The sequence below is a fragment of the Peribacillus sp. FSL H8-0477 genome (genome assembly GCF_038002765.1).
Classification (GTDB): domain Bacteria; phylum Bacillota; class Bacilli; order Bacillales; family DSM-1321; genus Peribacillus.
Genome location: NZ_JBBODE010000001.1, coordinates 338,845 through 363,109, shown reverse-complemented (window position 1 = coordinate 363,109; position 24,265 = coordinate 338,845). Strand labels below are relative to the sequence as shown.

Here is a 24,265-nt window from a genome sequence, read left to right as displayed (position 1 = left end):
ATACTTTATAGGATAGGAGATTAATATCTATGCAGGGAAAATTAAAGTGGGGTGCCATTGCTGTTATAGCTTTGGGACTATTTTTTATTATCGGAAGCACATTTATTGAAGATTCGGCTAACAGTGAAAGATATGAAAAAGCGAAAGAAAAAGAACAAGAAATCGTAAAAGCCGAACAAGAAAAAGAGAAAGCTAGACAAAAATACAAGGAACAATCCGACAAAGCAATTGCAAAAACCCACATCATAGATAACTCCCTAGACCCCACAGTGTTAGAATACCGCTATAATAAATATTTCAAAGATTTAAATATTGACCACTCTATTACTTTTGGAGATGTTAAGAGTGGTTCCTACAAAGCAATGGTTTACCCAACCGATAAAACAGTAATGAGTGGTACACTAGCTCCCAATTCAAGAAAATTCTCTAAGCTACTTTTAGCTGGATTGAATTTAACAGAAGATGAAGAAATTAATGAATTTAAAACTATAGCTTTAGCTTTCTTTACATCTGTCTTTAACCAAGACATTCCCATTAAAACTAGAGAAGATATCCTTGATATACATTTAGGCAAGGTAATAAAAAACGGTGGTGAAACTGAATTTCAAACAGGAAAGATTAAGTTTAAATTTCTTAATACTGAAGATTCAGTGATTAGAATAGATGTCACCCATAGTGAAAATCCTTAATAGAATAGGAGTTAAACGATGCCAAAGACAGCAGAAACCCAAGACAGTCAACCTACCAAACGACATAAAGGACAAGGCAAATATCGGTTAAACAAAGCATTAAGAGAACTAGACGGTTTAACTGAGTCCATTAAAGAGATTCAATATTGATTTTCGTCATTTTAAAAGCCATACAGATGCGAAATTGTGGGAAACAGGATATATGCTTGCGAAAGAGCCTGCAGACATGGCCCTTACAATATAAGAGGTAAAGAATTTACAATACATGATCCATACTGCTTCAGAAAAAGTTAAAGGGTTAAGCTGAGATGTATCGATTTATCACACAAAGAAACAGAGGTTACATAGGACTCGAAGCAGAAATACAGGATTTTGATGGGGTATTTCAATTTTTGATTAGAATATTGGATAGAATTACAGCTCATTAAATCTGATCAGCGTATAAATTTTCGACTATTAGGTTTTGGTTGAAATATGAAGATTCGTATAGGCTTTAACATTTTTATGATAGTCGAGGGGGATCCAAAATGGTGAAAAACGTACTTTTTAGTTTGGCTACTTTTTTTAACTGGTGGTTTCTCTGGTTTGTAACAGTATGGTCCTTTACTGACGTTGAAGATATGGCGGGAGGAGCTTCTTTTGTTCTGTTAGTGTTTGTCTATGCGCCCCTTTTTTCTATCCTAGCTTCTACTTTTACGGTAAAATTACTCTATCAATCTTCACAGAAATCTGTACGAAATAGATATGTTATTTTTTCCAGTGTTTTATCAATTGGGTTTGTGGGCTATATTATTCATTTCCTGACAACATATTAGTGGTACGAACGGACGAAGAATAAGATATGTGTTTATGCTAGAATCTAAAAGACTAATTATTGCAAACAATGTACGTGGCTATAAAATCTTTAAGCAAGGGGTGGAAGTATGAAATTATCATTTAGAAATGTATTGCCTGTCCTGTTTCTTTCTTGTGCCGCGCTTACGGGTTTTTCAGACCATCACGATCCTAAACCGCAAAAACCAGAAAGTAAGTTTGCGAAGCTGGAAGAAAAGTATGATGCTAAACTGGGTGTCTTTGCATTGGATACTGGGACAAACCGTACCGTAGTCTATCATCCAGATGAACGATTTGCTTATACTTCTACACATAAGGCGCTGGCTGTTGGAGCCCTTTTACAACAGAATTCAATTGAAGACTTAAATCAACGAATTAGGTATACGCGTGAGGATCTAGTGAATTATAATCCCATTACAGAAAAGCATGTGGATACGGGAATGACGCTGAAGGAGCTTTCTGATGCTTCTCTTCGATACAGTGACAATACAGCAGGCAATCTTATTCTTAAACAAATAGGGGGACCGAGCGGATTTAAGAATGCCTTGGAGGGAATAGGCGATACGGTGACGAACCCTGTGCGATATGAGCCGGATTTAAATGAAGTGAATCCTGGTGAAACGCATGATACGAGTACAGCAAGAGCCCTTGCTGCTAGTCTTCAAGCTTATACGTTGGGAGATACCCTATCAACGGAGAAACGGGAACTTCTACTAGATTGGATGAAGCGAAACACGACTGGAGATGCGCTCATTCGTGCTGGAGTGCCGAAAGGGTGGGTAGTGGCGGATAAGACTGGGGCAGGATCATATGGTACGAGAAATGATATTGCGATTATCTGGCCAGCAAAAGGAGACCCGATTGTTCTAGCTGTCCTTTCCAGTCGTGATGAGAAAGAGGCTGAGTATAACGACAAGCTGATCGCTGAGGCAACAGAAGCAGCGATTAAGTCTCTTAAACTCAAACATAAATAGAAATGGCTGTTAGTACTGCATTTTTTGAAGAACCAAGTCGTAATAGTATCCAAACTTTATCTTCCAAGTTCCTTCTTCAAGGATTTTGACGTTAGTGGGTATCTCGGGAGATTGGCAAGCGGTTATATGCAATGATCCTCAGCGTGGCGACTGACATTAGCATCTGTTTTTTGACATCCTTTCTTATTTGATTATGAAATATACCCTATTTATTTGGAGATGTCAGATAGAGCGGATAGGGAAAAAGTCATAGCAATAAATAGAATACCAGGTTAGTAAAAACGGCAGCACCCATTGATCTGGATGCTGCCGTTTCTATCTATTTATTTTGTATCTACGACAATATAGGGCTGTAATTGGAATGGTTTGGGTGCGATGTTGCGGTCATTCCATTGGCCAAACCAACGCTCTAATGGGTAGAAGTAGTAGCCATCTTGGGCGTGATCAGATGTATCGTATGGGTCAGCGAAGATAAGTGTATCATCGCCAATGCCTGGTGTACCGTTATTGTCATATCCGATAATGGATTGCCAGTGGCCATCCCAGTCGCCCCATTCAACCATGATTGGACGATCGTTTGACAGGTGATCTGTCAGCCATTTTACGAAAAAGCTGTCTTTTGCATCTTCGACGTAGGCTTCAGAGGTGTCGCTGTTTTCAGAAGTATACAGGCTGTTCCAAGTAAAAGCAGCAGGCAGGTTGCCTACGTTATTTTCAGTGACTTCGTTACTCTCTTGAATTAAGTCAGCGTCGTTGTATTCTCCGCGGTAGCTTGTATCCACCACTTCAAACCCTTCTAAACTAGTGAAGAAATCATAGAGTTGAGTAACGTTTGAGCCGTATTCAGGGAAGTTGTTCGCCGTTCCTGGCAACGCATCCTTCACGTCTAAGTCTGTCATTGATTTCATTTGTGTCGCAATATCCATTTCGGTTAAATCAGTTACTCCAAAATGATTCGCAACCATTAGTGCTGTAGCAGGTCCACAAGACCATTCGGTTGTTTGCTGCATCGTTTGATAGTTTTCGATCAATAGTAATTGATCATTTGATTTCAAGTTAAAGAAATCAGGTGCTTTATAGTAACGAGAATCGGCATGGTCACCTGCAGAAGCATAAGCATCCGCGCCGCCATTTTCATCGTAATCTTTTCCTTTAATCGTAGCATCCGCAGTAGTTGGTTTTGCTGATACCGTCGTTTCTGCTTCCACTTCTTTTGATTCATTGTTGTCTGAGCATGCAGTTAATAATAGCATGGAGGATGCTATAGCTGCCGTAAGAAGTCTTTTCATTAATCCCCATCCTTTTCCTATTTTTTTCACAAGAATTGAGTATAGTAGATGGATTTCTTATAGTCAAGAAGTTTTTTTCGTCATACAAAGTTTTGCTAGATGAAATGACTTTTAATATACTAGAATCATTACTTTTTCCCTTTGCTGTTCCTAATTAGAACTATACCAATTACATAGATAGAGGTACTATTTATAGTAGTTAATGTACTCGGAAAGTGGGGAGGAATCAGGGTCAGAATTGTTTCGTAGAGCAGTGCTAGAAAGTAAATGTATTAAATCGACAACAAGGTAATGTAAAGTAGATTAAGGCATATTAGTCTTGTATGAGGGAGATAGAAAATGAGGGTAGAAGAAATCATTGGTATAGTTAAGAATTACTTTTTTCTGGCTTTAATAGCCATTATTGTTTTAGGAATAATCTTTTTGCTACTCTATTTTATAGTTTATAAAAAACTTTTAAGTGGGAAGAAAAGTCTTTCAAAGACGCGGCTTCTACTAGTAGGGTTGTTTATTAGTTATGTTCTTATGGTTATTGGTATGACTTTTATGAATAGGGGGTCAAACTTCCAAGGCGAGATGGTTTTATCTTTGTTTTCATCATACAGAGAGGCCTGGTATAGTTTTAGTACACGGCAATGGCAATTTGTACTTTTAAATATATTCATGTTTGTACCATTCGGGTTTCTTTTCCCTTTATTGGATGCTCGTTTTCGAAAGGCCTTATGGACAGTTGGGATGGCCGCGTTATTCACACTATCCATTGAATGTATCCAGTTACTATCAGGATACGGTATTTTTGAACTGGATGATCTATTTAATAATCTAGTAGGAGCCATTATTGGATATGGAATCATCATGGCCTTCATTTCAATAAAGAATAAGAAAATAAAGCAATCTCTTTTCTTCATTTCACCGTTATTCATAGTCGTTTTTTTATTCGGAAGTATGCTTGTGTATTATAACGTTAAGGAGTTTGGGAATCTTCCCATCAGGCCAAGTCAAAAAACAGATATGACACAAGCTACAACCACTATAGATATAAAACTTAGCGATACTAGAATAACCGTCCCAGTATATAAAGCACCTAGCTATACTAAGGACGCTGCTGATGAGTTTGTGCTAAATTATTTTAAAAAGTTAAACATTGATGTATCGAATATGGATGATATATCTTACCCGGATTTAGGTGTATATAGGGTCCAAGGTGAAGAAGCTTATAATCTATCCTTCCAATTCTTAGATGGAAGTTATAGTTATACGGATTTCTCAAGTTTTGACGAACATATAGAACCAATAGATGTAGAAGAAGAAACCTTAAAGAATAAATTAACTGGTTTCGGCATTGAGATTCCACCAAACGCTCATTTTAAAAAGGTTAATAAGGGTACATTTGAGTGGTCGGTAGATAAAAAAATCATAGAAAATCAACTAATTGATGGCACCATAACGGTGAATTATTACAACGACGATACAGTAAAAGGAATTGAGCATCATTTAATTACCTATGAAAAGGTAAAGGATATTCTAATAAAAAGTGAACAAGAAGTCTATCAGGAAATATTAGATGGGGAATTTAACTATTACGTTGAAAATAAAGGCATAAAAACCTTAGCTATTCATAATGTAGAGCTAAGCTTTTATTTAGATTCAAAGAGCTATTATCAACCTGTTTATGCTTTTTATAGCACTGTAGATGGGAAGGATATAACAATCTTAATTCCTGCAATTTAGGAACAAAGATAGGATTAACAGCGTTAACTGTTTCCACTGACATACGTTTCTGTAAGAAGTGCGGTAACTTCTAGTATTTAGAGAAAGAAAATAACCTATCCCTTTAATTTTTTAAGGGTGGGTTATTTCTTTTTGTTCAGTGAAGAAAATAATATAGACATGGGGTTCATGAACTAGAATGAATGCCGAAACGATTGGTAAAGAAGTTAAGAACTTGTTAGAAAAAACGCATTATATAGGAGATTGACCATCATCAGTACAGTAAAAAAGACAGTTTTGAACTGTCTCTTTTCTGGTTTATTCTCGACCCTGTAATAAAAAGTTGGAGATAGCGAGACTGCATGCTCCGAGAGCTCCATTTATATTGGAATAGGGTTTAAATACAATGTCCCATGTATGGCTGAGGGGAAGGAGGATCGTGTTTTGATTTAAATAACGGCTGAGCAGGTTGGCCATAGCGGGTTCATTAAATAGCTCTCCGTGTAGGATGATCTTATTTGTATCTATGACCATTGGTAAATTATTGATGGTGATAGACAGGTACTTAATCGCGTTATTAAGGATGGTTGTCACACCTTCGTCGCCCATTTTATAGGCTCTTAATATCGTTTCAATGGAGATACTTTGTTCGTCTGGCGTTAATTGGCTTAAAAAAGTTGTATTTGCACTTTCAAAAAGGATTCGGGATTTCTTGATTATCCAAGCTTCACTCGCGTAGGTCTGTAAGCAGCCTCTTTTCCCACACTCACATAGTTCTCCGTCTGGATGTACAATCGTATGACCGACTTCACCTACTAAATATTTGTGTTCTCCATAAGTCATCCCTTCATACAAATAAGAACAAAACATCCCTCGTCCGACATGGAAGAAAATAAAATTTTCATCGATCGTATTCTCGCTAAATAGTCTCTCAGCGTTCGCCATCGAATGAACATTGTTTTTAAAGTAAATAGGTAATGCTGCATTTTCGATTAAAATCCCCAGATTAAAGGTCTTCCAGCGTGGATTGTTGCTGTAAATGGTTTTACTTTCTTCATTAAAATGTCCAGGCAGTGCAATCCCTACGGCTTTTGGTTGAAAGCTGTGGTAACGATCAATAAATTGATTTAATTCCTCAACAAAATGAATGTCGGTTAACGCTTCATTTTTGCTTCCAGCATGAAACGGAATGACTCTCTCTGCATAGACTTTCCCCGTATTGTCACTTAAGCAAAACGAAAAGTATTTTTCTGATAGCTCACTTCCAATATAAAAACTGTGACGTCCGGCGATATCCAGAAGAATCCGCTTGCGTCCCGATTTGTTATTTTCAGAAGAGTCTTCTCCTAATTCATAAATAAGGTTTTCATTCAGTAAGGATCCAGTTAGCTCACTCACGGTAGCAGGGGTAATCCCTGTCTGTTTTGAAATCTCTATTCGTGAGATGGGTCCATTAACATAAATTTTATCTAAAATTTTACTTCGCAATTCTCTTTGTTTCGTTGTAAGTGTCATTATAGTCCCTTTCTCATCTCTATTAATTATAAATTATAATTAAGTACGTAGTAAAAATCAATAATATTTCTTGAAAATATAAAATATTCAGAATATAGCATTGACAAAAACGCTTACATTTATTAATGTTAATTATAATATATAACTAATAAACAAAATAAAGGGGGTATTTAATTATAGTTAGTAATAATTTATAAATAAGAAATAATTAAAGTTAGAGGGGGAAAAAAGTGAGCAAAGTGAATGAACTATTGGAAAATAAACTGATGCCGATTGCAGGGAAATTAGGCAATAACAAGTTTCTGATTGCCATAAGAGACGGAATTACATTTGCCATGCCGTTAATTATTATTGGCTCACTTTTTATGATTATTGCTAGTTTCCCAGCCCCAGGTTGGGAGGCATGGTTGGGAAAAATGGGATTTGCGGATTTTTTATGGAAAGGGACGGATAGTAGTTTTGGATTAATTGGGTTAATCGCCAGTTTTGGGATTGCGTACAGTTTAACCAGGCAGTTTAATGTAGATGGAATCGGTTCAGGTATTATCTCGATATCTGCTTTTATTATGGCAACCCCATTCATTACTTCTGACGCTGGAGCGGGAATGCCAATCGCTTATATGGGAGCAAAAGGGTTGTTTGTTGCCATTATTATGGGCTTGCTGAATGGCTATATTTATCAGTGGTTTATTAATCGGAATATCCAAATCAGACTTCCGGAAAGTGTTCCGCCAGCTGTATCGAAAAGTTTTAGTGCCATTATTCCAGGTGCAGTCATTATCACGATGTGGTTACTTATTTATTCTGTGCTCACCACATTTGATTTACCCAATGTACATGACATTGCACAAGTAGTCTTAGGTAAACCATTAGGATTATTAGGAAATAACGTGTTTGGTACGATCATCGTTGTCGGTCTGAATAGTTTATTCTGGTTTGTAGGTATCCATGGAGGAAATGTCGTTAACTCCGTTATGCAGCCTGTATGGATCGCTAACTTAGATGAAAATCGTGTGGCTTATCAAGCAGGTCAAGAACTACAAAACATTATCACGCTTCCCTTCATGGATAACTTCGTCTATATAGGCGGAGGCGGAGCTACGCTTGGTTTGGTATTAGTTCTAGGCTATTTAGCACGCAAAAAGAAAACAAGTAAACAAACAAAAGCATTAGCACCGATTACGGTTGTACCAGGTTTATTCAATATTAATGAACCGACCATGTTCGGGATTCCGGTTGTTTTAAATGTGATGTTAGTGATTCCATTTATACTCGCTCCAATCGTAAACGTAGTTGTCACGTATTCCGCAATGGCCTCCGGGATTGTTCCATTAACCAGAGCGGCTGCCTCCTGGACGATGCCGCCAATCTTCAGCGGCTTCTTAGTTACAGGGGATATAAGCGGGGCCATTTTGCAGGTTGTGTTAATACTATTGGATGTTTTACTTTACCTGCCATTCGTTTTAGCGGTCGAAAAACGTTTTAAAGCAGAAGAATAAGAGGCATACATTACTAAACTACTACTAGGCATCATTCATTCACATGCAGATGACCGTATCAATAGTCCAGAAGATAATGACTATTTTCTGGACCATTAATAATACATAAACAGAAGGGAAGTTTACTCATGAAAAAACGATTGATTAGTGCAAATGCATCAGAGATTTTGGCAATGACGGCAGCAGAATTGAAGCAAAGTATCAAAGCAAGCGAAGGACGCGTAATTATGTCTGAAAATGTGGCAGGTCGGGAGACTTATATCGGGGATATCACCAATGCCGAAATTGCCCGTTCGTTTGGAGCAGACTTGATTCTTTTGAATGGCGTTGATGTGCTCGCACCACGGATTGCTGGATTGGAAAATGAAGAGGGTACTTTTGTAGAGGCACTTCACCGTTTGGTCGGTCGTCCGATTGGCGTGAATTTAGAGCCGGTGGACAATTCAGCAAATATGGCAGAAGAAAGATTAGTCATTTCAAAAGGTCGTCAGGCTAATCTAGAAACCATACAAGAAATCGAACGTTTAGGCCTTGATTTTGTTTGTTTGACAGGGAATCCCGGCACAGGTGTAACCAATGAACAAATCCAAAAAACGATCCAGCTTACCAAAGAGCATTTCTCCGGATTAATTATCGCCGGGAAAATGCATGGAGCAGGAGTAGATGAACCCGTATCAGATGCAGACGTGGTAAAAGGCTTTATTGACGCAGGTGCAGATATCATTTTAGTTCCTGCCGTTGGGACTGTTCCAGGCTTTGATGATGAAGAATTGAAGACGATTGTGAAAAGTGCTCATCACCATGGTGCACTTGTCTTATCGGCAATTGGTACGAGCCAAGAAAGTTCTGATGAAGACACCGTTAAACAAATTGCCATCCGTAATAAAGTGTGCGGCGTCGATATTCAACACATCGGTGATGCGGGGTACGCCGGACTTGCGCCAGTAGAAAATATCTTTGCGATGAGTAAAGCTATCCGCGGCATTCGACATACCGTTTCTATGGTTTCTCGTTCTATCAATCGGTAAAGTCCATATAGTAATACTTAGTTTACTAGAATTAAAGGAGGAAAAAGAGTGAAAACGATTATGTTAGTCTGTGCAGCAGGAATGAGTACAAGTTTATTAGTGACGAAAATGGAAAAGGCTGCTGAAATCAGAGGAATCGAAGTAGATATTTTTGCTAAATCAGCGCAAGAGATTGACTATACGCTTGAACAGAAAAATGTAGAGGTCTTATTATTAGGGCCGCAAGTCAAATATATGCAAAGACAAATTGAAGCAAAACTAGTCGGTAAAAATATTCCGGTAGCACCCATTAATATGCAAGATTACGGGATGATGAACGGTGAAAAGGTCCTTGATCAAGCATTGCAACTAATTGACAACAAGTGATAAAGATAGGATGGGGATACCATGTCATTAGAAGAAAATGAGTACTATACGCTGGCCTTTCAAATTATTAGTAACGTAGGGACGGCTAAAAGTTTAGTCATAGAAGCGCTTTATGAAGCAAAAGAAGGAAAATTTGAATCCGCAGAAGAAAAATTGAATGAATCAAAACACTTCTTTGTCGAAGGTCATAAGATGCATGCCTCTTTAATTCAAAGAGAAGCGAGTGGGGAAAAACTCGAGTTCTCGCTTATGTTAATGCATGCAGAAGACCAGATCATGAGTGTAGATACGATTACACTTCTGGTTACAGAAATGATTGAACTATATAGACGCTCACTATAACGAAAAGACCCCGAGAATAATTGAAGTGCACCCCAAAAGTTAGAGTCATAATCTAACTTTTGGGGTGTTTTAGTATGGCTAAATATAGCGATGAGTTTAAGTTGATGATTGTGAGAGAGTATCTGAATGGTCCACTTGGCTTCAAACTACTTGTTCGTAAATACGAGATAAAATCACCTACGCAATTAAGAAATTGGGTAAATATATACAAGAACCAAGGCGCAGTTGGACTTTCTAGAAAGAAAACCAATGAATTTTATTCTGTTCAATTCAAGCTTGATGTACTAAGCTTTATGAAAAGGACAGGCACTTCTTACACTGAAACGGCTCTTCACTTCGGGTTAACCAATCCACCTTTGATTGCTTCGTGGAAAGGAAAACTCCTTGAGAGTGGTGTGGAAGGCCTACTTAAACCGAAAGGACGGCCAGCCATGTCAGACAAAGCGAAGAACAATCAAAGAAGAAAACAGCCTGTAAAAGAGATGACCGTTGAACAGAAACTCAAAAGGGAAAATGAACTTCTGCGTTTGGAGAACGAGTACCTAAAAAAGTTGCGCGCTTTTCAGATGGATCCGGACGGTTATCTCGAAAAGCACAAGCAGCGCTATCATACGAACTCAAAGAAGAATTCCGACTGAAGGATGTACTTCAGTTCATAGGTATTCCCGAATCTTCTTATCATTACCATGTGAAAAAAATGAAGCAAGAAAACCCTCATCAAGAAGTAGAAGAAATCATTCAAGCTATTTTTGAAGAGCATAATGGCAACTATGGGTATCGCAGGATTCGTTTAGCGTTAAAGAACCAGGGGCTCCTAGTGAATCATAAGAAAGTACAACGCATCATGAGAAAGCTTGGATTGAAAGGGGATAAGTTCACCCGTAAATCACGTCGATTTAGTTCGTACAAAGGAACAATTGGCACGGTAGCGAAGAACAGAATCCATCGCCGGTTTAAGACCCCTATTCCCTATCAAAAACTCACCACCGACATCACAGAATTCAAGTGTGCGGATGGAGGTAAACTCTACCTCAGTCCGATTTTGGATATGTATAATGGTGAAATTCTTTCATATGGGATGAGTATGCATCCGACACTGGACTTTGTAATAGAGCCTTTGAAGGAAACTCTTCGAGTAGTAAAAGAGGCAAGATACCGAACGACCATCCATTCAGATCAAGGCTGGCATTATCAGCATAGAAAATGGGTCCATACATTGAAAAAACATAACGTGTTCCAAAGCATGTCCCGAAAGGGAAACTGCTTAGATAACTCGCCTATGGAGAACTTCTTCGGATTATTAAAGCAAGAGATGTATTATGGTGAACCACTTCGCACGTACGAGGAACTGAAACGGACTATCGAGTCCTACATTTATTATTATAATAACCAACGCATTAAACAGAAATTGGCTGGAATGAGTCCGGTACAATACCGTCTTCAAACCAACCAATTGGCTGCGTAATATAAAACTCTAACTTTTAGGGGTCACATCAAATCTTGGGGTCTTTTCCATTTCATAAAAAATTATAATTGGAAAGACTGACCTAAAAATCAACATTTAAATATAACAGAGCCATTAAAAAGTAGATTCGATACATTTCTAACGCAAATATTCTTGTTCAACTAACGGGTGCAAGAGTTAAACAAGGCGATTAATAGACAATTAAACCATTTTTATTTACAATATATTGAAAAAATAGTCGATAAATATAAAACGATTATTAAAGGAATTTCGTTCACTTTCTAGAAATGATTACTATAAGATCATTGTCTCGAAACACTAGCCGAATAGACAAGGAAGGTGAACGATATGCTCAAAAAAAATTTTCTTACAAAAAATTTATTAAAATGGGTGCCAAATAATGAGCAAAGGCTGTATGAAGAAAAACTTACTGATGTTATGAAACGTTTAAAGATTCAAAATTACAATTTCAATTGGGAACGTACTAGCTGCTTTGTTGAATTTCATTACAATGAGAGTTTTTACAGATTTGAACACACTATTGAAAAAGCTAAGAAAAATGGAATTATTTTATATAATGGACTGGATTGTTTGAGGGAGTTGACTCTGTCATTGGAAGATCTATGCGGTATCATTGATAGAGGAATGAATGACTTAGAAACATGGATATCTGGCATGAAACAGTCACCTTCGGAAACAAAGATGTCTGGATTCCAAGAAGAATTTGAAATAAGATATAAGACATTGGGAAGACAAAATTATGCGGAATATAACACAGAGGAACTGAAGGAACTTTTCCCTTTTGGAACTGAACCATCACTAAAAGAATTTACACAAAATCAGATTGACCAACGATCACTACTTAATAAAGCTAGATTATGATAAAAGTTTAATGCAAACTTTTACAAACAACCGTCAACAGGAATGCAGATTAGTAAGCAAGATATAGGAATATAAACGTCAACATTATTTTATGTTTGTATTTCTGTATCTTTCCAATTTTATTGCCACAACAACATTACAACATCCACTTATTCCCGATACAATGGTATAGTACCGCTCCAAGTTAAAAGAGAGGAAACATCAAAAACGAGCTTACCAGCGCTTTATATGAGAGCATCGAGAATGCGATGGCGAAAGCATATAATGCGGATAATAATGATATAAAATTCAACTTATATGATATATTGTTGGATGTTAATCCCAAGTTATGAATTAAATTCATTTCATAACCATTGTTTTATCCAATTGATTATGAAAGTTTTCACTTAAACTAACAGGGGCGTTAGCTGTAGATCAGGGCTGTCTTTATACCAGCTCTTTTTTTTATGGAACTATCTGGGCAGTTTAGTTGAAGTAGTGCTAAAATAAAGGAAAAATTAGTTAAAAATAAAAGGAGTGAAGGTTTTGATTAAATATAAATGCCTCCATCATGTAAGTCTTACTGTGACAGATTTGGTAAGAGCAAAAGAATTCTATGGTAAAACTTTATGTTTAAAAGAAATACAGCGTCCTGATTTTGATTTTCCAGGTGCCTGGTATGAAATAGAGGGTCATCAACTTCACTTGATAGTCGATCCCTCTTCACAGACAATTCGTAAGGATAAAAGCATATCCAGCAGAGAAGGTCACTTTGCCCTTAGAGTCGAGAACTACTATGATACTCTTAATTGGTTAAAACAGAATGAAGTTGAAATCCATGAAAAACCATACGGAAAAAGTGGATTCGCACAAATTTTCTGTGCCGACCCAGATGGTAATTTGATTGAACTAAATGTTAATCAAAAAGATCTATAAGTAGGCAAAGATAAAGGCTGCCATTACTGGCTCTTTTCTTATTGAAGAAACTGGTCAGATTTCTTTAATAACAAAAATCCATAAAAAAACTATACCTCCAATTGTTAACAATTGGGGTACAGTTCAGTATCGCGTTTCTAATTTGCCGACTGTTTTTTATGGATGAAGCAGGGCACTCATTATAAAGTAATCACCACTTTACCTTGAGCGTGACCTTCTTGGAAATAGTTGAATGCTTCCGTTATTTCACTTAACTTAAAGCGTTTATCTATGATTGGTTTTACTTTTCCAATATCCAGCAACTCTTTTAGATCATTTAAGTCTTTTTGATTTGCTCTTTGTAATAGGCTACTTATTTTCTTGCTTCCAGTCATTGAACTAAAGGGTCCAAGAAATAATGTTTGATATAGTTGAGACTCGGAACCTCCTACGTGTACAAATCGCCCATTTTGTTTTAGTACGCGTTTATAAGTTGAAATGGAATTAGAACCATTCACGCCGAGAACTAAATCATAACGTTCTTGATGTTGATTGAAATCCTCTTTTGTATAATCAATGATATGGTCAGCTCCTATCGAACGTAATATTTCTACGTTTCGTGTACTGCATACACCTGTTACTTCAGCTCCGAATGATTTAGCAATTTGCACGGCAAAGGTACCAACGCCTCCAGATGCCCCATAGATTAATACGTTATCCCCCTTTTTAATTTTCCCTTTATCACGCAGCCCTTGTAAGGCAGTCACACCTGCCATAGGAGTTGCAGCAGCTTCCTCAAAGGAGAAATTGACTGGCTTTAAGGCTAAAGCATTTTCGGGGACTGTTACATATTGAGAAAAACCGCCCCAGCCACATCCAGAGAGGTCACCAAATACTTGGTCACCAACTTTAAATAGCTTAACTTTTTCCCCAACAGCTTCAATTGTGCCAGCTATGTCGCCTCCTGGAATTGAGTATTTTGGTTTTGTTAGTCCAAAGGCAAAGCGGGCTAAGAAGGGCTTACCTTTCAAAAGAACTAAATTGCCAAAGTTTAAAGATGCTGAATGAACCTTAACTAATACTTGATTCTCGGTAGGGAAAGGTTTTTTTACCTCTTTTAATTCAAGATCATCAGGTGAACCATATTTATCACAAACTATCGCCTTCATAAAAACCGCCTCCAATTGTTCATTTCATTGATTAAATGTAATCAAAGCAAGGTGATAGAAGCCGTTTCATTCAAGAGCAATGATCTGCTCTTTTTTATGCAGCTAAGGGCAGGTTAGTTGAACAACAGGAGTGATATGTTCGTAAATGAAAAAGAAGAATATTTTAAAGTTGAGGCTAGAGATGCACTTTTTTGGGCAAAAGATGAGTGGCACGAAACTAAAACGGATGTTGGATTAATTGCTATTGTTATTGAAAGCGAGGAATTGACTCGTGCATCATTTATGCCGTTTAATAATATGTTATTCAACTAACGTGGGCGTTAGTTCTATAAGACAATCAAATCAACGGATCTTCGTTTTTTTCTTTTATATTAACATTAACCTTTAACAGAGCCTTAAGTTTAGAAAGTCAATTGATGGGAACGTTGGCGTGAAGACTCCTGCGGGAATAGCAGAACAGGTGAGACCCCGCAAGAGCGTAAGCGATGAGGAGGCTTACCGCCCGCGGAAAGCGGAGCGCCTGGAATGAAAATCAACAGCTCGATTTTAAATCTCACCCGAGTTTGTCTACAGTCTAAGCCAACCATGTCTGGTTGGCTCTTTTCATGCTTATGTGTTGTCTTATTTAGTTTTAGGTTCTGGTTTGAAAATAGACAGCAGGTAAATCACTAAACCGACAAAACCGATTCCTGCAATCGTGATAAATGATCCGCCAGTGTAGAAGCCGCTTCCGAAGTAGAAAATATCACGTAACCCTTCAGAGGCAAAGCGAATCGGAACCCAAGGCCGAATGAAGTTTACGAAGAAACCGGGCAGCATTTCTTGTGGGGTCATGAGTACACCCATACCTAGCAGCATGACAACCATAAATAACGTGATGGCTGGTTTACCAATCCATGCCGTAATCGCTGATACTAATAGGAAGAAACAGAATGCTGCAAACGATACGAAGAAGGCAACTAACAAGTAACTTGGCATATTAATACCGGCGATAGAAGCTAATGTCGCAACGGTAAAACCAGAGAATAGGGCGATAATTACACCGAATAGGATTTGACCACCCATTATGCGTAATGTTTGTTTACGGGTTAACTTTTCCTTCTTAAAGATGTTTGAGGTTACTAAAAATAGGATGAAACCACCGATTAATGCACCTACCCAAGCAGGTACGGCCATTAATGTTGGAGCACTGCCGTTTGCCGTAGAAGCTGTAATTTCATTAAATATTTTTTCTTCGGAAACGATGGGGTTAACGAGTACAGCTGCTTTTGCTGCATCAATTTGTTGACCATCCAATTGCGCGATGAAGTTCGTCGAATATTGATTGTTTAATTGCGTAACTAAACCGTTTAAAGCGGTTTTCGCAAAGTTAGCACCCGTCATGTTATATCCTTGGTTAATATAAATGTTTAACGTTGCGGACGTATTGTTCTTCATAGCATTTTGTAAACTCTCGTTATAGCCCACAGGAATGACTAGGGCTGCATAATACTTTTTATCGTCAAATAGAGTTTCAATGTTTTCTTCTTTTTCATTTGTAAAAGCTAACATAGGTTCTTCACCATCAGTGCCTTTACTCATTTGTTTAACGGCTGATTGGACAGCGTCTACATGTACGCCTTCATCATTAACGATCAGTGCAACGGGTAAATTTTTTACTTTCGGATTTCCTTGGGCGAATAGGTTTACCGAGAATAGAGCGATAATTAATATAACAGCGAGTGGAGCAGCCCATGCTAGTTTTTCTTTAAAAAGTCTCAATACAGTTCATCCTCTCTCAATGTTCAACATGTTGTTTAGAACCTGCATTTATCTTATAATTTTTAAGAGTGCAATAGCAATGAACAAAAGTGAACAGATTGTTCAATTTTCAACGGAGGTGATTTTTTTGAACATTTATGCAGAAAAAAACCGAAAAACCAAACAGCTCATTCAAACATCGTTTATGAGTATTTTAGAAAAAAAGACATTTGATTCGATTACAGTTGGCGACATTACGAAAACAGCACAAATTAATCGCGGGACCTTTTATTTACACTATACAGATAAGTTCGATTTGCTAGACCAAATAGAGCAGCAATTATTTGAGGATTTAGGCAATCATATTGACGAATTGCAATCTCACTATTCATCTACTCAGACGTTTGAAAAAGGGCAAGAGCAATTAGCAGCTACCTTATTTAGCTCGATTAAAATGCATTCTCCACTAATCAAGATCTTTTTAAGCAATCATGGCAGACCTGGATTTCACCTTCGATTTAGAGATGCCTTTTCAGAAAAAGTACATGTTAATTTAGTGAAAAATGAAAGCTTCAAGGCCACAGTTCCTATGGATTACTTTTTATCCTTTATCACATCTGCCTTCTTAGGATTAATCGAGCAATGGGTTCAGAATGGGTTAGATAAAACCCCCGAAGAAATGACTGCATTATATATTGATATTATTTCCTATATTCAAAAGAAATAGTAAGGCGCCTTAATAAAGTAAGAAGTTATAGTATCTTTAGAATGGTAGAAATGATAATATATGTAAAAAATGTTTTAGGGGAGGTGAGCGATGTGCAAATCGATCGTTTAACTAGTAAAGCTTACAATGTATGTGAGTGGATTGCGAAAATTGTCATCGTCAATCTAGTATGGCTCCTTTTTACAGTGGCTGGGCTTATTCTTTTTGGAATCATGCCCGCAACGGTCGCCTTGTTTACCGTAGTTAGAAAGTGGACTATGTCGGAAACGGATATTCCTATTTTTCAAACGTTTTTTCAAACGTATAAAAAGGAGTTCCTTCCAGCTAATTTGTATGGGTTCTTTTTAGTGGCAGCTGGTTTTTTCTTGTATTATGATCTAAAGCTTGTTTTGTCCATCGGGGGGATGTTTCTAGCTGTTTTGGGTGTTCCGTTATTGATTATTACCTGTAGTTATTTACTCATCCTTCTCTATTTCTTTCCTGTTTATGTTCATTTTGAATTAAGATTTCTACACTATTTTAAATATGCGTTTTTTATTGGGCTCCTAAATCTGCCCACTACCCTTTTAATCGTGACCGCGCTCTTATTTTTTTGTATGGTAATATCCTATCTTCCAGGGTTTATTCCGTTTTTTAGCATGAGTGTCATCTCCATCATCATCATGTTTGGAGCAGCGACTGCTTTTAAGCGAATCGCTAAAAAGCAAAGTAAGTATCAAGTACAAAGTTAAGTTGGCTTGGAAGGAGGTGAGTGACGATGAAGGTGAAAATCAAAGATATTGCGAATGCTTGTGGCGTGTCAGCGGGAACAGTGGATCGAGCACTGAATAATCGATTAGGAATTAGCGAAGAGACTAAAAAAAAGATCCTCAAAGTGGCCGAAGAAATGAATTACCAACCGGATTATACAGCGAGAGGTCTAGTAATGGGAAAAACAAATACGATTGGGGTTGTCTTGTTTGATTTATATAACCAATCGTTTGCCCAATTATTAAATGCCATTGAGGTCAAAGCTAGAAAACTAGGGTATTTTGTTTATATCACTCTATCAGATAAAAATAAGAAAGATGAAATTGACTGTATTGAACACTTAGTGAATCGAAAAGTGGATGGTATTATCTTGTTAACGGTGAATAAGGGAGAGCAATTTGAGTCTTACTTAAGTACGCTGACAATCCCGATCATTACCATTTTGAATTTTGTTTCTGATAAGTGGGAATTCATCGGGGTTCGCGAACGTCAAGCCATGAGGGAAGCTACGGAATATATCGTTCGTCAAAATCATTATCAAACATTCATTTATATTAGTCCGCCGCTTACTTATTTGGGGCAAACAAATATTTATACGCAAGAAGAGAGGCTTGCTGGATTTTTAGAAGGGCTAAAGAATAATAAGATAACGACTAAACCGTATATTGTAAAAAATCGAGACTATCTTAACGAGTTGGAAGAGATCATTTTTAGTCATGAAAAAGCCGCTATTATCTGTTCAACTGATCTCTATGCATTAGAAGTAATGAATTTTCTAAAAAAACAAGGGGTAAGAATTCCAGAGGATGTTGGCGTAATGGGTTTTGATGATATCGAAATGCTAAAATATGTTTCCCCTCGATTAACAACGGTGAAATATCCCATTAATGAACTGGGCACGAAGGCTATAGAAAGCATCATTAACAGAATTGAACATCGTGAATTTATCCCAACGCCTTTGCTAGATTATGAGATGATTAAAGGTGATTCAATTTGATTACTACTGACTAAAAAAAGTAGTTAGAAAATTCCAAATAATGGTTGACCCGTGTTTAGTAAGAATGTTAGTATAAACTCATGATTTGTAAGGGGCAGGATCGTCTTCGAATATAGTTCGTGTTAACAAAATGTAAGCGCTTAAATCGTGTACGAACACGGTACGGAGGCACGCAGGTCGTTAGGCGAAAGAAGGGTCAAAATGAAGACATAGTGGCTTTTTCGTGTACGAACACGGAACGATGGAAGGATGTTGAAACATCCTACAAACGCATGCGTTAGAAATGGAGGAGAGTGAGTGATGAAAAAGCAAGGAGTTAATCCATACCTGCCATCATGGGAATACATACCAGACGGAGAGCCGTATGTCTTTCATGATCGAGTCTATGTATACGGCTCCCACGATCGCTTTAATGGGCAAGCGTATTGTTTAAATGATTATGTATGCTGGTCAGCACCCGTAGATGACATGGGCGATTGGCGATACGAAGGGGTCATTTATAAAAAGACAGCTGATCCACTCAATGAAGCTGGAAATATGTGTTTATATGCACCTGACGTCACAGTTGGACCAGATGGACGGTATTATTTGTATTATGTGCTGGACAAAGTCGCTGTTGTTTCAGTGGCTGTCTGTGATACGCCGGCAGGAAAGTATGAATTTTATGGGTATGTCCACTATGCAGATGGAGTTCGACTAGGCGAAAAAGAGGGGGACGAACCTCAGTTTGACCCTGGTGTATTGACAGAAGGTGATCAAACCTACTTATATACTGGCTTTTGTGGGAAAGGTGATCAATCAAGAAGCGGGGCGATGGCAACGGTTCTCGGACCGGACATGCTGACGATTGTGGAAGCACCGGTGTTTGTGGCACCGAGTGAACCCTATAGTGCGGGGAGTAGTTTTGAGGGACATGCCTTCTTTGAGGCTCCGTCAATCAGGAAAAAAGGCGATACGTATTATTTTGTCTACTCTTCTATCGTTATGCATGAACTATGTTATGCCACGAGCAAACATCCTACGAAGGATTTTGTCTATGGAGGCGTTATTGTCAGCAATAACGACTTGCATATCGAAACGTATAAACCAGCAGAAAAGCCGATGTTTTACGGCGGGAATAATCATGGAAGTATCGTGGAGATCAACGATGACTGGTACATTTTTTATCATAGACATACGAATGGTTCGAATTTCAGTCGACAAGGCTGTGTAGAAAAAATTGAGCTTCTAGATGATGGTACCATTCCACAGGTAGAGATGACCTCTTGTGGTTCGAATGACGGACCACTTACTGGACGCGGAGAATACCCTGCGTATATTGCCTGTAATCTTTTCTGTCGCGATGAAGCCATGTACACAGGTGATTTATGGATGGATACCCAATTTCCGAAAATAACGCAAGATGGAAAAGATGGGGATGAAGAAACAGGGTACATTGCTAATATGACAGACTCTGCAACAGCTGGATTTAAATATTTTGATTGTCAGGGAATCCAAAGTATCAGTATCAAGGTGAGAGGTTACTGTAACGGTACATTTGACGTGAAAACATCATGGAATGGTCCGGTACTTGCGAGCATCCCAGTGAATTATACGAGTGTCTGGACCGAGTATGCATCTGATATAGAAATCCCTGATGGGGTACAATCACTCTATTTTACGTATGCAGGAAAAGGCAGAGCCAATCTAGCTTCGTTTACACTGGAATAAAAATATCAGAATTATCAGACTTGTGAAAGTACAAGGCAGATTGCGAGTTTAGTATAGCAGCCGTTATTGAAATTATAGAACAAGGGAGAGAAACTGTATGAAAAAACTTGTAACGCTATTGTTTGCTAGTTTATGTCTATTTCTTATCACAGCTTGTTCAAGTGAAAGCAGTAATAAAGAAGATGGGGGTAAGAATTCTGGTGAAATCACGATTATGGGATGGGGTGGCGGAGAAGAATTACAAGCTCGGAAGGATGCGACAAAAGTATTTAAAAAAATGTATCCTGACGTAAAAGTGAAAGAAATATGGCTTCCGGCAGATAGTGTGGACCAGAAGCTTGATGCAGCACTAGCGGCAGGGAATGCTGCGGATGTGATTATGATGTCTCCTGACTGGAAAGGGCTTCGGTCAAAATGGCTGGAAGATTTAACTCCCTATTTAGAAAAGGATAAGATCGATGTGGCAGATTTCACCCCAGGGGCGGACGATGGGTATGTAACGCCTGATGGCAACCGGGAAGGGATGCCGACCACGCAATCCACGTTTTTAATGGCATACAATAAAAGCATTTTCGACAAAGCCGGAGTTCCTTATCCAACCGAGGACTGGACCTGGGATGATTTCGCTGATATCGCTGAAAAGGTATCTTCAGGATCTGGAGGCGACAGAACCTATGGGATGGTTTCCCATTGGGTTCAAAATCGTTTTGCTACCTACTACTATGGCGGAGGTCCCTATAACAGTGATTGGACGAAGCAGACTATAGATGATCCAAAAACGATCAAATCATTGGAGCTAATTGAAAAGCTAGTGAGCAAAAAAGTACTGCCTGATGATGCTGCTTCGAATAGTATTCCTACGGACGCGATGTTTGTCTCTCAAAAAGCAGCGATGTATCCACTAGGATTATTTGAAGCCGGTGATATAGCCAAAAAGGTAGGCAAGAACTTTGAATGGGGAGTTGTGTTACCTCCTAAAGATCCGAATGGGAAAAGTGTCAATATCAAATTCCAAACGGGTTTTGCTATGAATAAAGATTCAAAGAATAAGGAGCTTGCTTGGGAATATATCAAGACAATCTCAATGGATAAAGAGGTAAATGATATTTATGCGAAAGTTGGGATCCCTGCCTTAAAAGAATCGGCTGAGACTACTTTTGCAGAAATGAAGATTCCCAATACCGATATCAAACAGACTGACTATATGTCCGGACTTGAAGATGCCGTGCAGGCTCCTTGGGGCGGTGCATTAAATAAAGCGACAGACGTATTTGAACAATTGATGGAGGAAATAACCACGGAGAAAAGTTCAGCAAAAGAGGCTGTTGAAAAATATGCACCAAAAATACAAAAAGCGCTTGATGAAGTTCATCAAAAATAACGAGTTGTAAAGGTGAGGAAAGGTTACATTCCTCACCTGCCTTTTTTAATCCATACAATAAGAGGTGATGGTATGAAAAAGAATTATAGTAGTTTGGAAAAAAGGGAATCTAGGCAATTTTTTATGTACATATCACCATGGATAATAGGCTTTTTGATTTTCACCTTGTACCCAGTCGTATATTCAATCATCTTGGTCTTTACCAATGCGGATATGACAGGCAGCGGTGAATTTGTCGGCTTAGAAAATTTTAAAAAGGCGTTTAGTCAAGATCCGCTTTTCTATAAATCGATGCTGAATACACTCTATTTTGTTGCCGTTTCAGTTCCATTAAGTTTAATCCTTTCGATTATAATTGCCATTCTGCTTAATCAAAAAAATATCAAAGGAATGGCCATTTTCCGAACCGCTTTTTATGTGCCGTTTATCACGGCAGGGGTTGCGGTGACGTTATTATGGGGATGGATTTTTAACGCGCAATACGGTCTCATAAATTACGCTCTTTCGTTTTTCGGAATAGAAGGAATCAATTGGTTAAGCGATGAGAAATGGGCGATGCCGGCGATCATCATTATGACGTCCTGGTCAATCGGGAACACCATTATCATCACACTTGCGGGATTACAGGACATCCCACAACAATTATATGAAAGTGCAGAGATGGATGGGGCCAATCGATTGGTAAAGTTTACTAGTATTACCCTTCCGATGTTAACACCGACATTATTTTTTAATTTAGTCATCGGCGTCATCAATGGGTTTCAAATCTTTACGCAGCCCTATGTATTGACTGAAGGCGGTCCTAACTATGCTACATACACCATCATGATGCATATCTACAACCATGCATTCAAATATGGTGAAATGGGCTATGCGTCAACCATGGCATGGATTTTATTCTCGATCATTATGATTTTAACGCTCATTGTAAACCGTACTTCTAAGCATTGGGTGTATTATGATAATTAACTTTTGGAGGTGGAAACATGCAGGGACAGGTGAACATACAAAACCCAACCATTAAATACAAAGCCAAAAAAGGAAAAATGGAAATAGCTACTAGAATCATTAATTATGTACTATTAGTCGTGTTAGCGGCAGTATTCGCTTTTCCATTTTTGTGGATGGTAGCAACCGCTCTTAAATTGCCGACAGAGGTCTATACAATTCCTCCAAAGTTGATACCGAAAACCATCACCTGGGATAATTTTATAGAAGGCTGGCAATATGCTGATTTTACCAGGTATACGTGGAATACAGTGGTCGTAACTACTTTAGCTGTTCTAGGTACCGTCATGTCTGCAGCGGTTGTTGCGTATGGGTTTGCTAGATTCAGATCTCGATATAGTGGATTGCTCTTTGCCATCGTACTTGGAACCATGATGCTCCCTAACCAAGTCCTTTTAATTCCTACCTATATTTTGTTCTCTAAAATTGGGTGGCTGGATACACTAGCACCGCTGATTGTGCCGTCATTTTTTGGCGGGGGAGCGTTCAACATTTTTCTCCTAAGACAATTCTTTAAAACGATACCTAAAGAGTTAGACGAAGCTGCGTTAATTGACGGCGCGAATACATTCCAAATCTTCTATAAGATATTGGTACCAGCCATCGCACCAGCCTTAATAACCGTCGCCGTTTTATCGGTCGCTTTTCACTGGAATGACTTTATGAGTCCGTTGATTTACCTAAACAGCGACGAAAACTTCACCCTCGCGATTGGGTTACAATTCTTCCAAAATTCATATGGCTCCTCTCAAGTTCAAATGCTAATGGCCGTATCATTAATCACAGTCATTCCCTTACTCATCCTGTTCTTTATTGGACAAAAGTACTTTGTGCAAGGGATTACCATGTCAGGGCTTAAAGGATGATACGGTCACAGCTAATAGATAGGATAGTGAAAGGCATTGGACTAGGTTCCGATGCCTTGTTTTTGTTTCATAAAAGATATTTGTTATGAAATTCACTGTTAGAAGAATGAATTAAAGGTTATTACCTCACTAAATACCCAATCACTAAATTCAATTACATTGGTGTTAAGTGTGTTTGAACCGTATTCGGGCAAGGTAGTTTTTGTATCTGGTAACGTGTCCTTTCCAACTAGCTGTCAGCAATTTATTTGTTTTGTGTTTTCTTTTGTGAATAATTTCTAATTAAACACTGGGAAATAGGTGGGATTTATTGGTATTATACGTTTAACGGATAAAAGGAGGTACTGCATGCAAATATGGGATGAGTATGAAATAAATCGAGATAAAACTTCTCCACGAACCTAAGCCTTATAGTACTGAGAATCGGGTT

General features: G+C 38.2%; 24 protein-coding genes and 1 pseudogene. 21 read left to right on the top strand and 4 right to left on the bottom strand.

Annotation, left to right across the window (positions count from 1 at the left end):
• Positions 1 to 29 precede the first annotated feature (29 nt).
• The 4 genes from MHI18_RS01895 (at position 30) to bla (ending at position 2,497) form a co-directional block, all read left to right on the top strand.
• On the top strand, positions 30 to 689 hold the full coding sequence (locus tag MHI18_RS01895; protein ID WP_340845724.1) for a hypothetical protein: 660 nt from the start codon (positions 30 to 32) through the stop codon (positions 687 to 689).
• 18 nt (positions 690 to 707) lie between these two features.
• Entirely contained in the window at positions 708 to 839 is a 132-nt protein-coding gene (locus MHI18_RS01890; protein WP_340845723.1) for a hypothetical protein, read from the top strand.
• A 377-nt stretch (positions 840 to 1,216) separates the two neighbouring features.
• Positions 1,217 to 1,504 carry a hypothetical protein gene (locus tag MHI18_RS01885; RefSeq protein WP_340845722.1) on the top strand — a complete coding sequence of 96 codons (288 nt, stop codon included), beginning with the start codon at positions 1,217 to 1,219 and terminating at the stop codon, positions 1,502 to 1,504.
• Between the two features lie 108 nt (positions 1,505 to 1,612).
• Positions 1,613 to 2,497 (top strand): class A beta-lactamase, encoded by an 885-nt coding sequence (bla, locus tag MHI18_RS01880; protein WP_340845721.1) that lies wholly within the window; start codon positions 1,613 to 1,615, stop codon positions 2,495 to 2,497.
• A 323-nt stretch (positions 2,498 to 2,820) separates the two neighbouring features.
• Here bla and MHI18_RS01875 read toward each other — a convergent pair whose 3' ends face one another.
• The gene (locus MHI18_RS01875) at positions 2,821 to 3,786 is read right to left on the bottom strand and encodes a papain-like cysteine protease family protein (protein ID WP_340845720.1); all 966 of its coding nucleotides are present in this window, start codon (positions 3,784 to 3,786) and stop codon (positions 2,821 to 2,823) included.
• Positions 3,787 to 4,125: 339 nt separating this feature from the next.
• On the opposite strand from MHI18_RS01875, the gene MHI18_RS01870 reads away from it, so the two are divergent.
• On the top strand, positions 4,126 to 5,517 hold the full coding sequence (locus MHI18_RS01870; RefSeq protein WP_340845719.1) for a VanZ family protein: 1,392 nt from the start codon (positions 4,126 to 4,128) through the stop codon (positions 5,515 to 5,517).
• Positions 5,518 to 5,814: 297 nt separating this feature from the next.
• Here the strand turns inward: MHI18_RS01870 and MHI18_RS01865 are convergent, their stop codons facing one another.
• Complete coding sequence (locus MHI18_RS01865; RefSeq protein ID WP_340845718.1) at positions 5,815 to 7,011, bottom strand: ROK family transcriptional regulator; 1,197 nt, start codon at positions 7,009 to 7,011, stop codon at positions 5,815 to 5,817.
• A 230-nt stretch (positions 7,012 to 7,241) separates the two neighbouring features.
• On the opposite strand from MHI18_RS01865, the gene MHI18_RS01860 reads away from it, so the two are divergent.
• From MHI18_RS01860 to MHI18_RS01825, 8 genes and pseudogenes are all read left to right on the top strand, one after another.
• Positions 7,242 to 8,510, top strand: a complete 1,269-nt coding sequence (locus MHI18_RS01860) for a PTS sugar transporter subunit IIC (protein ID WP_340845717.1) — start codon at positions 7,242 to 7,244, stop codon at positions 8,508 to 8,510.
• A gap of 128 nt (positions 8,511 to 8,638) precedes the next feature.
• Positions 8,639 to 9,538, top strand: a complete 900-nt coding sequence (locus MHI18_RS01855) for a DUF7916 family protein (protein ID WP_340845716.1) — start codon at positions 8,639 to 8,641, stop codon at positions 9,536 to 9,538.
• Positions 9,539 to 9,586: 48 nt separating this feature from the next.
• A complete protein-coding gene (locus tag MHI18_RS01850) occupies positions 9,587 to 9,904 on the top strand; it encodes a PTS sugar transporter subunit IIB (protein ID WP_340845715.1) in 318 nt (105 codons plus the stop codon).
• Between the two features lie 21 nt (positions 9,905 to 9,925).
• Positions 9,926 to 10,246, top strand: a complete 321-nt coding sequence (locus MHI18_RS01845) for a PTS lactose/cellobiose transporter subunit IIA (protein ID WP_040376393.1) — start codon at positions 9,926 to 9,928, stop codon at positions 10,244 to 10,246.
• Positions 10,247 to 10,320: 74 nt separating this feature from the next.
• Positions 10,321 to 10,884: a helix-turn-helix domain-containing protein gene (locus MHI18_RS01840; RefSeq protein WP_340845714.1), complete on the top strand. Its 564-nt coding sequence runs from the start codon at positions 10,321 to 10,323 to the stop codon at positions 10,882 to 10,884.
• A pseudogene (locus tag MHI18_RS01835) lies at positions 10,878 to 11,711 on the top strand (IS3 family transposase); the annotation flags it as partial. The gene MHI18_RS01840 and the pseudogene MHI18_RS01835, both read left to right, overlap by 7 nt.
• Positions 11,712 to 12,059: 348 nt before the next feature.
• Positions 12,060 to 12,593, top strand: a complete 534-nt coding sequence (locus MHI18_RS01830) for a hypothetical protein (RefSeq protein WP_340845713.1) — start codon at positions 12,060 to 12,062, stop codon at positions 12,591 to 12,593.
• Positions 12,594 to 13,118: 525 nt separating this feature from the next.
• Positions 13,119 to 13,508, top strand: coding sequence for a VOC family protein (locus MHI18_RS01825; RefSeq protein ID WP_340845712.1), 390 nt, complete (start codon positions 13,119 to 13,121; stop codon positions 13,506 to 13,508).
• Between the two features lie 179 nt (positions 13,509 to 13,687).
• Here the strand turns inward: MHI18_RS01825 and MHI18_RS01820 are convergent, their stop codons facing one another.
• Complete coding sequence (locus MHI18_RS01820; RefSeq protein WP_340845711.1) at positions 13,688 to 14,656, bottom strand: NAD(P)-dependent alcohol dehydrogenase; 969 nt, start codon at positions 14,654 to 14,656, stop codon at positions 13,688 to 13,690.
• A 117-nt stretch (positions 14,657 to 14,773) separates the two neighbouring features.
• Between MHI18_RS01820 and MHI18_RS01815 the strand changes: the two genes are divergently transcribed.
• Positions 14,774 to 14,968: a hypothetical protein gene (locus MHI18_RS01815; protein ID WP_340845710.1), complete on the top strand. Its 195-nt coding sequence runs from the start codon at positions 14,774 to 14,776 to the stop codon at positions 14,966 to 14,968.
• 309 nt (positions 14,969 to 15,277) lie between these two features.
• Here the strand turns inward: MHI18_RS01815 and MHI18_RS01810 are convergent, their stop codons facing one another.
• Positions 15,278 to 16,417, bottom strand: coding sequence for a YhgE/Pip domain-containing protein (locus MHI18_RS01810; protein WP_340845709.1), 1,140 nt, complete (start codon positions 16,415 to 16,417; stop codon positions 15,278 to 15,280).
• A 79-nt stretch (positions 16,418 to 16,496) separates the two neighbouring features.
• On the opposite strand from MHI18_RS01810, the gene MHI18_RS01805 reads away from it, so the two are divergent.
• The 7 genes from MHI18_RS01805 to MHI18_RS01775 all read left to right on the top strand — a co-directional run bounded on the left by MHI18_RS01805 (position 16,497) and on the right by MHI18_RS01775 (position 23,835).
• Positions 16,497 to 17,123, top strand: coding sequence for a TetR/AcrR family transcriptional regulator (locus MHI18_RS01805; RefSeq protein WP_340845708.1), 627 nt, complete (start codon positions 16,497 to 16,499; stop codon positions 17,121 to 17,123).
• 92 nt (positions 17,124 to 17,215) lie between these two features.
• Positions 17,216 to 17,854 carry a YesL family protein gene (locus MHI18_RS01800; RefSeq protein WP_340845707.1) on the top strand — a complete coding sequence of 213 codons (639 nt, stop codon included), beginning with the start codon at positions 17,216 to 17,218 and terminating at the stop codon, positions 17,852 to 17,854.
• Positions 17,855 to 17,880: 26 nt separating this feature from the next.
• Positions 17,881 to 18,870, top strand: coding sequence for a LacI family DNA-binding transcriptional regulator (locus MHI18_RS01795; protein ID WP_340845706.1), 990 nt, complete (start codon positions 17,881 to 17,883; stop codon positions 18,868 to 18,870).
• Between the two features lie 300 nt (positions 18,871 to 19,170).
• A complete protein-coding gene (locus MHI18_RS01790; protein ID WP_340845705.1) occupies positions 19,171 to 20,580 on the top strand; it encodes a family 43 glycosylhydrolase in 1,410 nt (469 codons plus the stop codon).
• Positions 20,581 to 20,677: 97 nt separating this feature from the next.
• A complete protein-coding gene (locus MHI18_RS01785) occupies positions 20,678 to 21,961 on the top strand; it encodes an ABC transporter substrate-binding protein (protein WP_340845704.1) in 1,284 nt (427 codons plus the stop codon).
• Positions 21,962 to 22,033: 72 nt separating this feature from the next.
• Positions 22,034 to 22,930 carry a carbohydrate ABC transporter permease gene (locus tag MHI18_RS01780; RefSeq protein WP_340845703.1) on the top strand — a complete coding sequence of 299 codons (897 nt, stop codon included), beginning with the start codon at positions 22,034 to 22,036 and terminating at the stop codon, positions 22,928 to 22,930.
• Positions 22,931 to 22,947: 17 nt separating this feature from the next.
• Complete coding sequence (locus tag MHI18_RS01775) at positions 22,948 to 23,835, top strand: carbohydrate ABC transporter permease (protein ID WP_340845702.1); 888 nt, start codon at positions 22,948 to 22,950, stop codon at positions 23,833 to 23,835.
• Positions 23,836 to 24,265 lie beyond the last annotated feature (430 nt).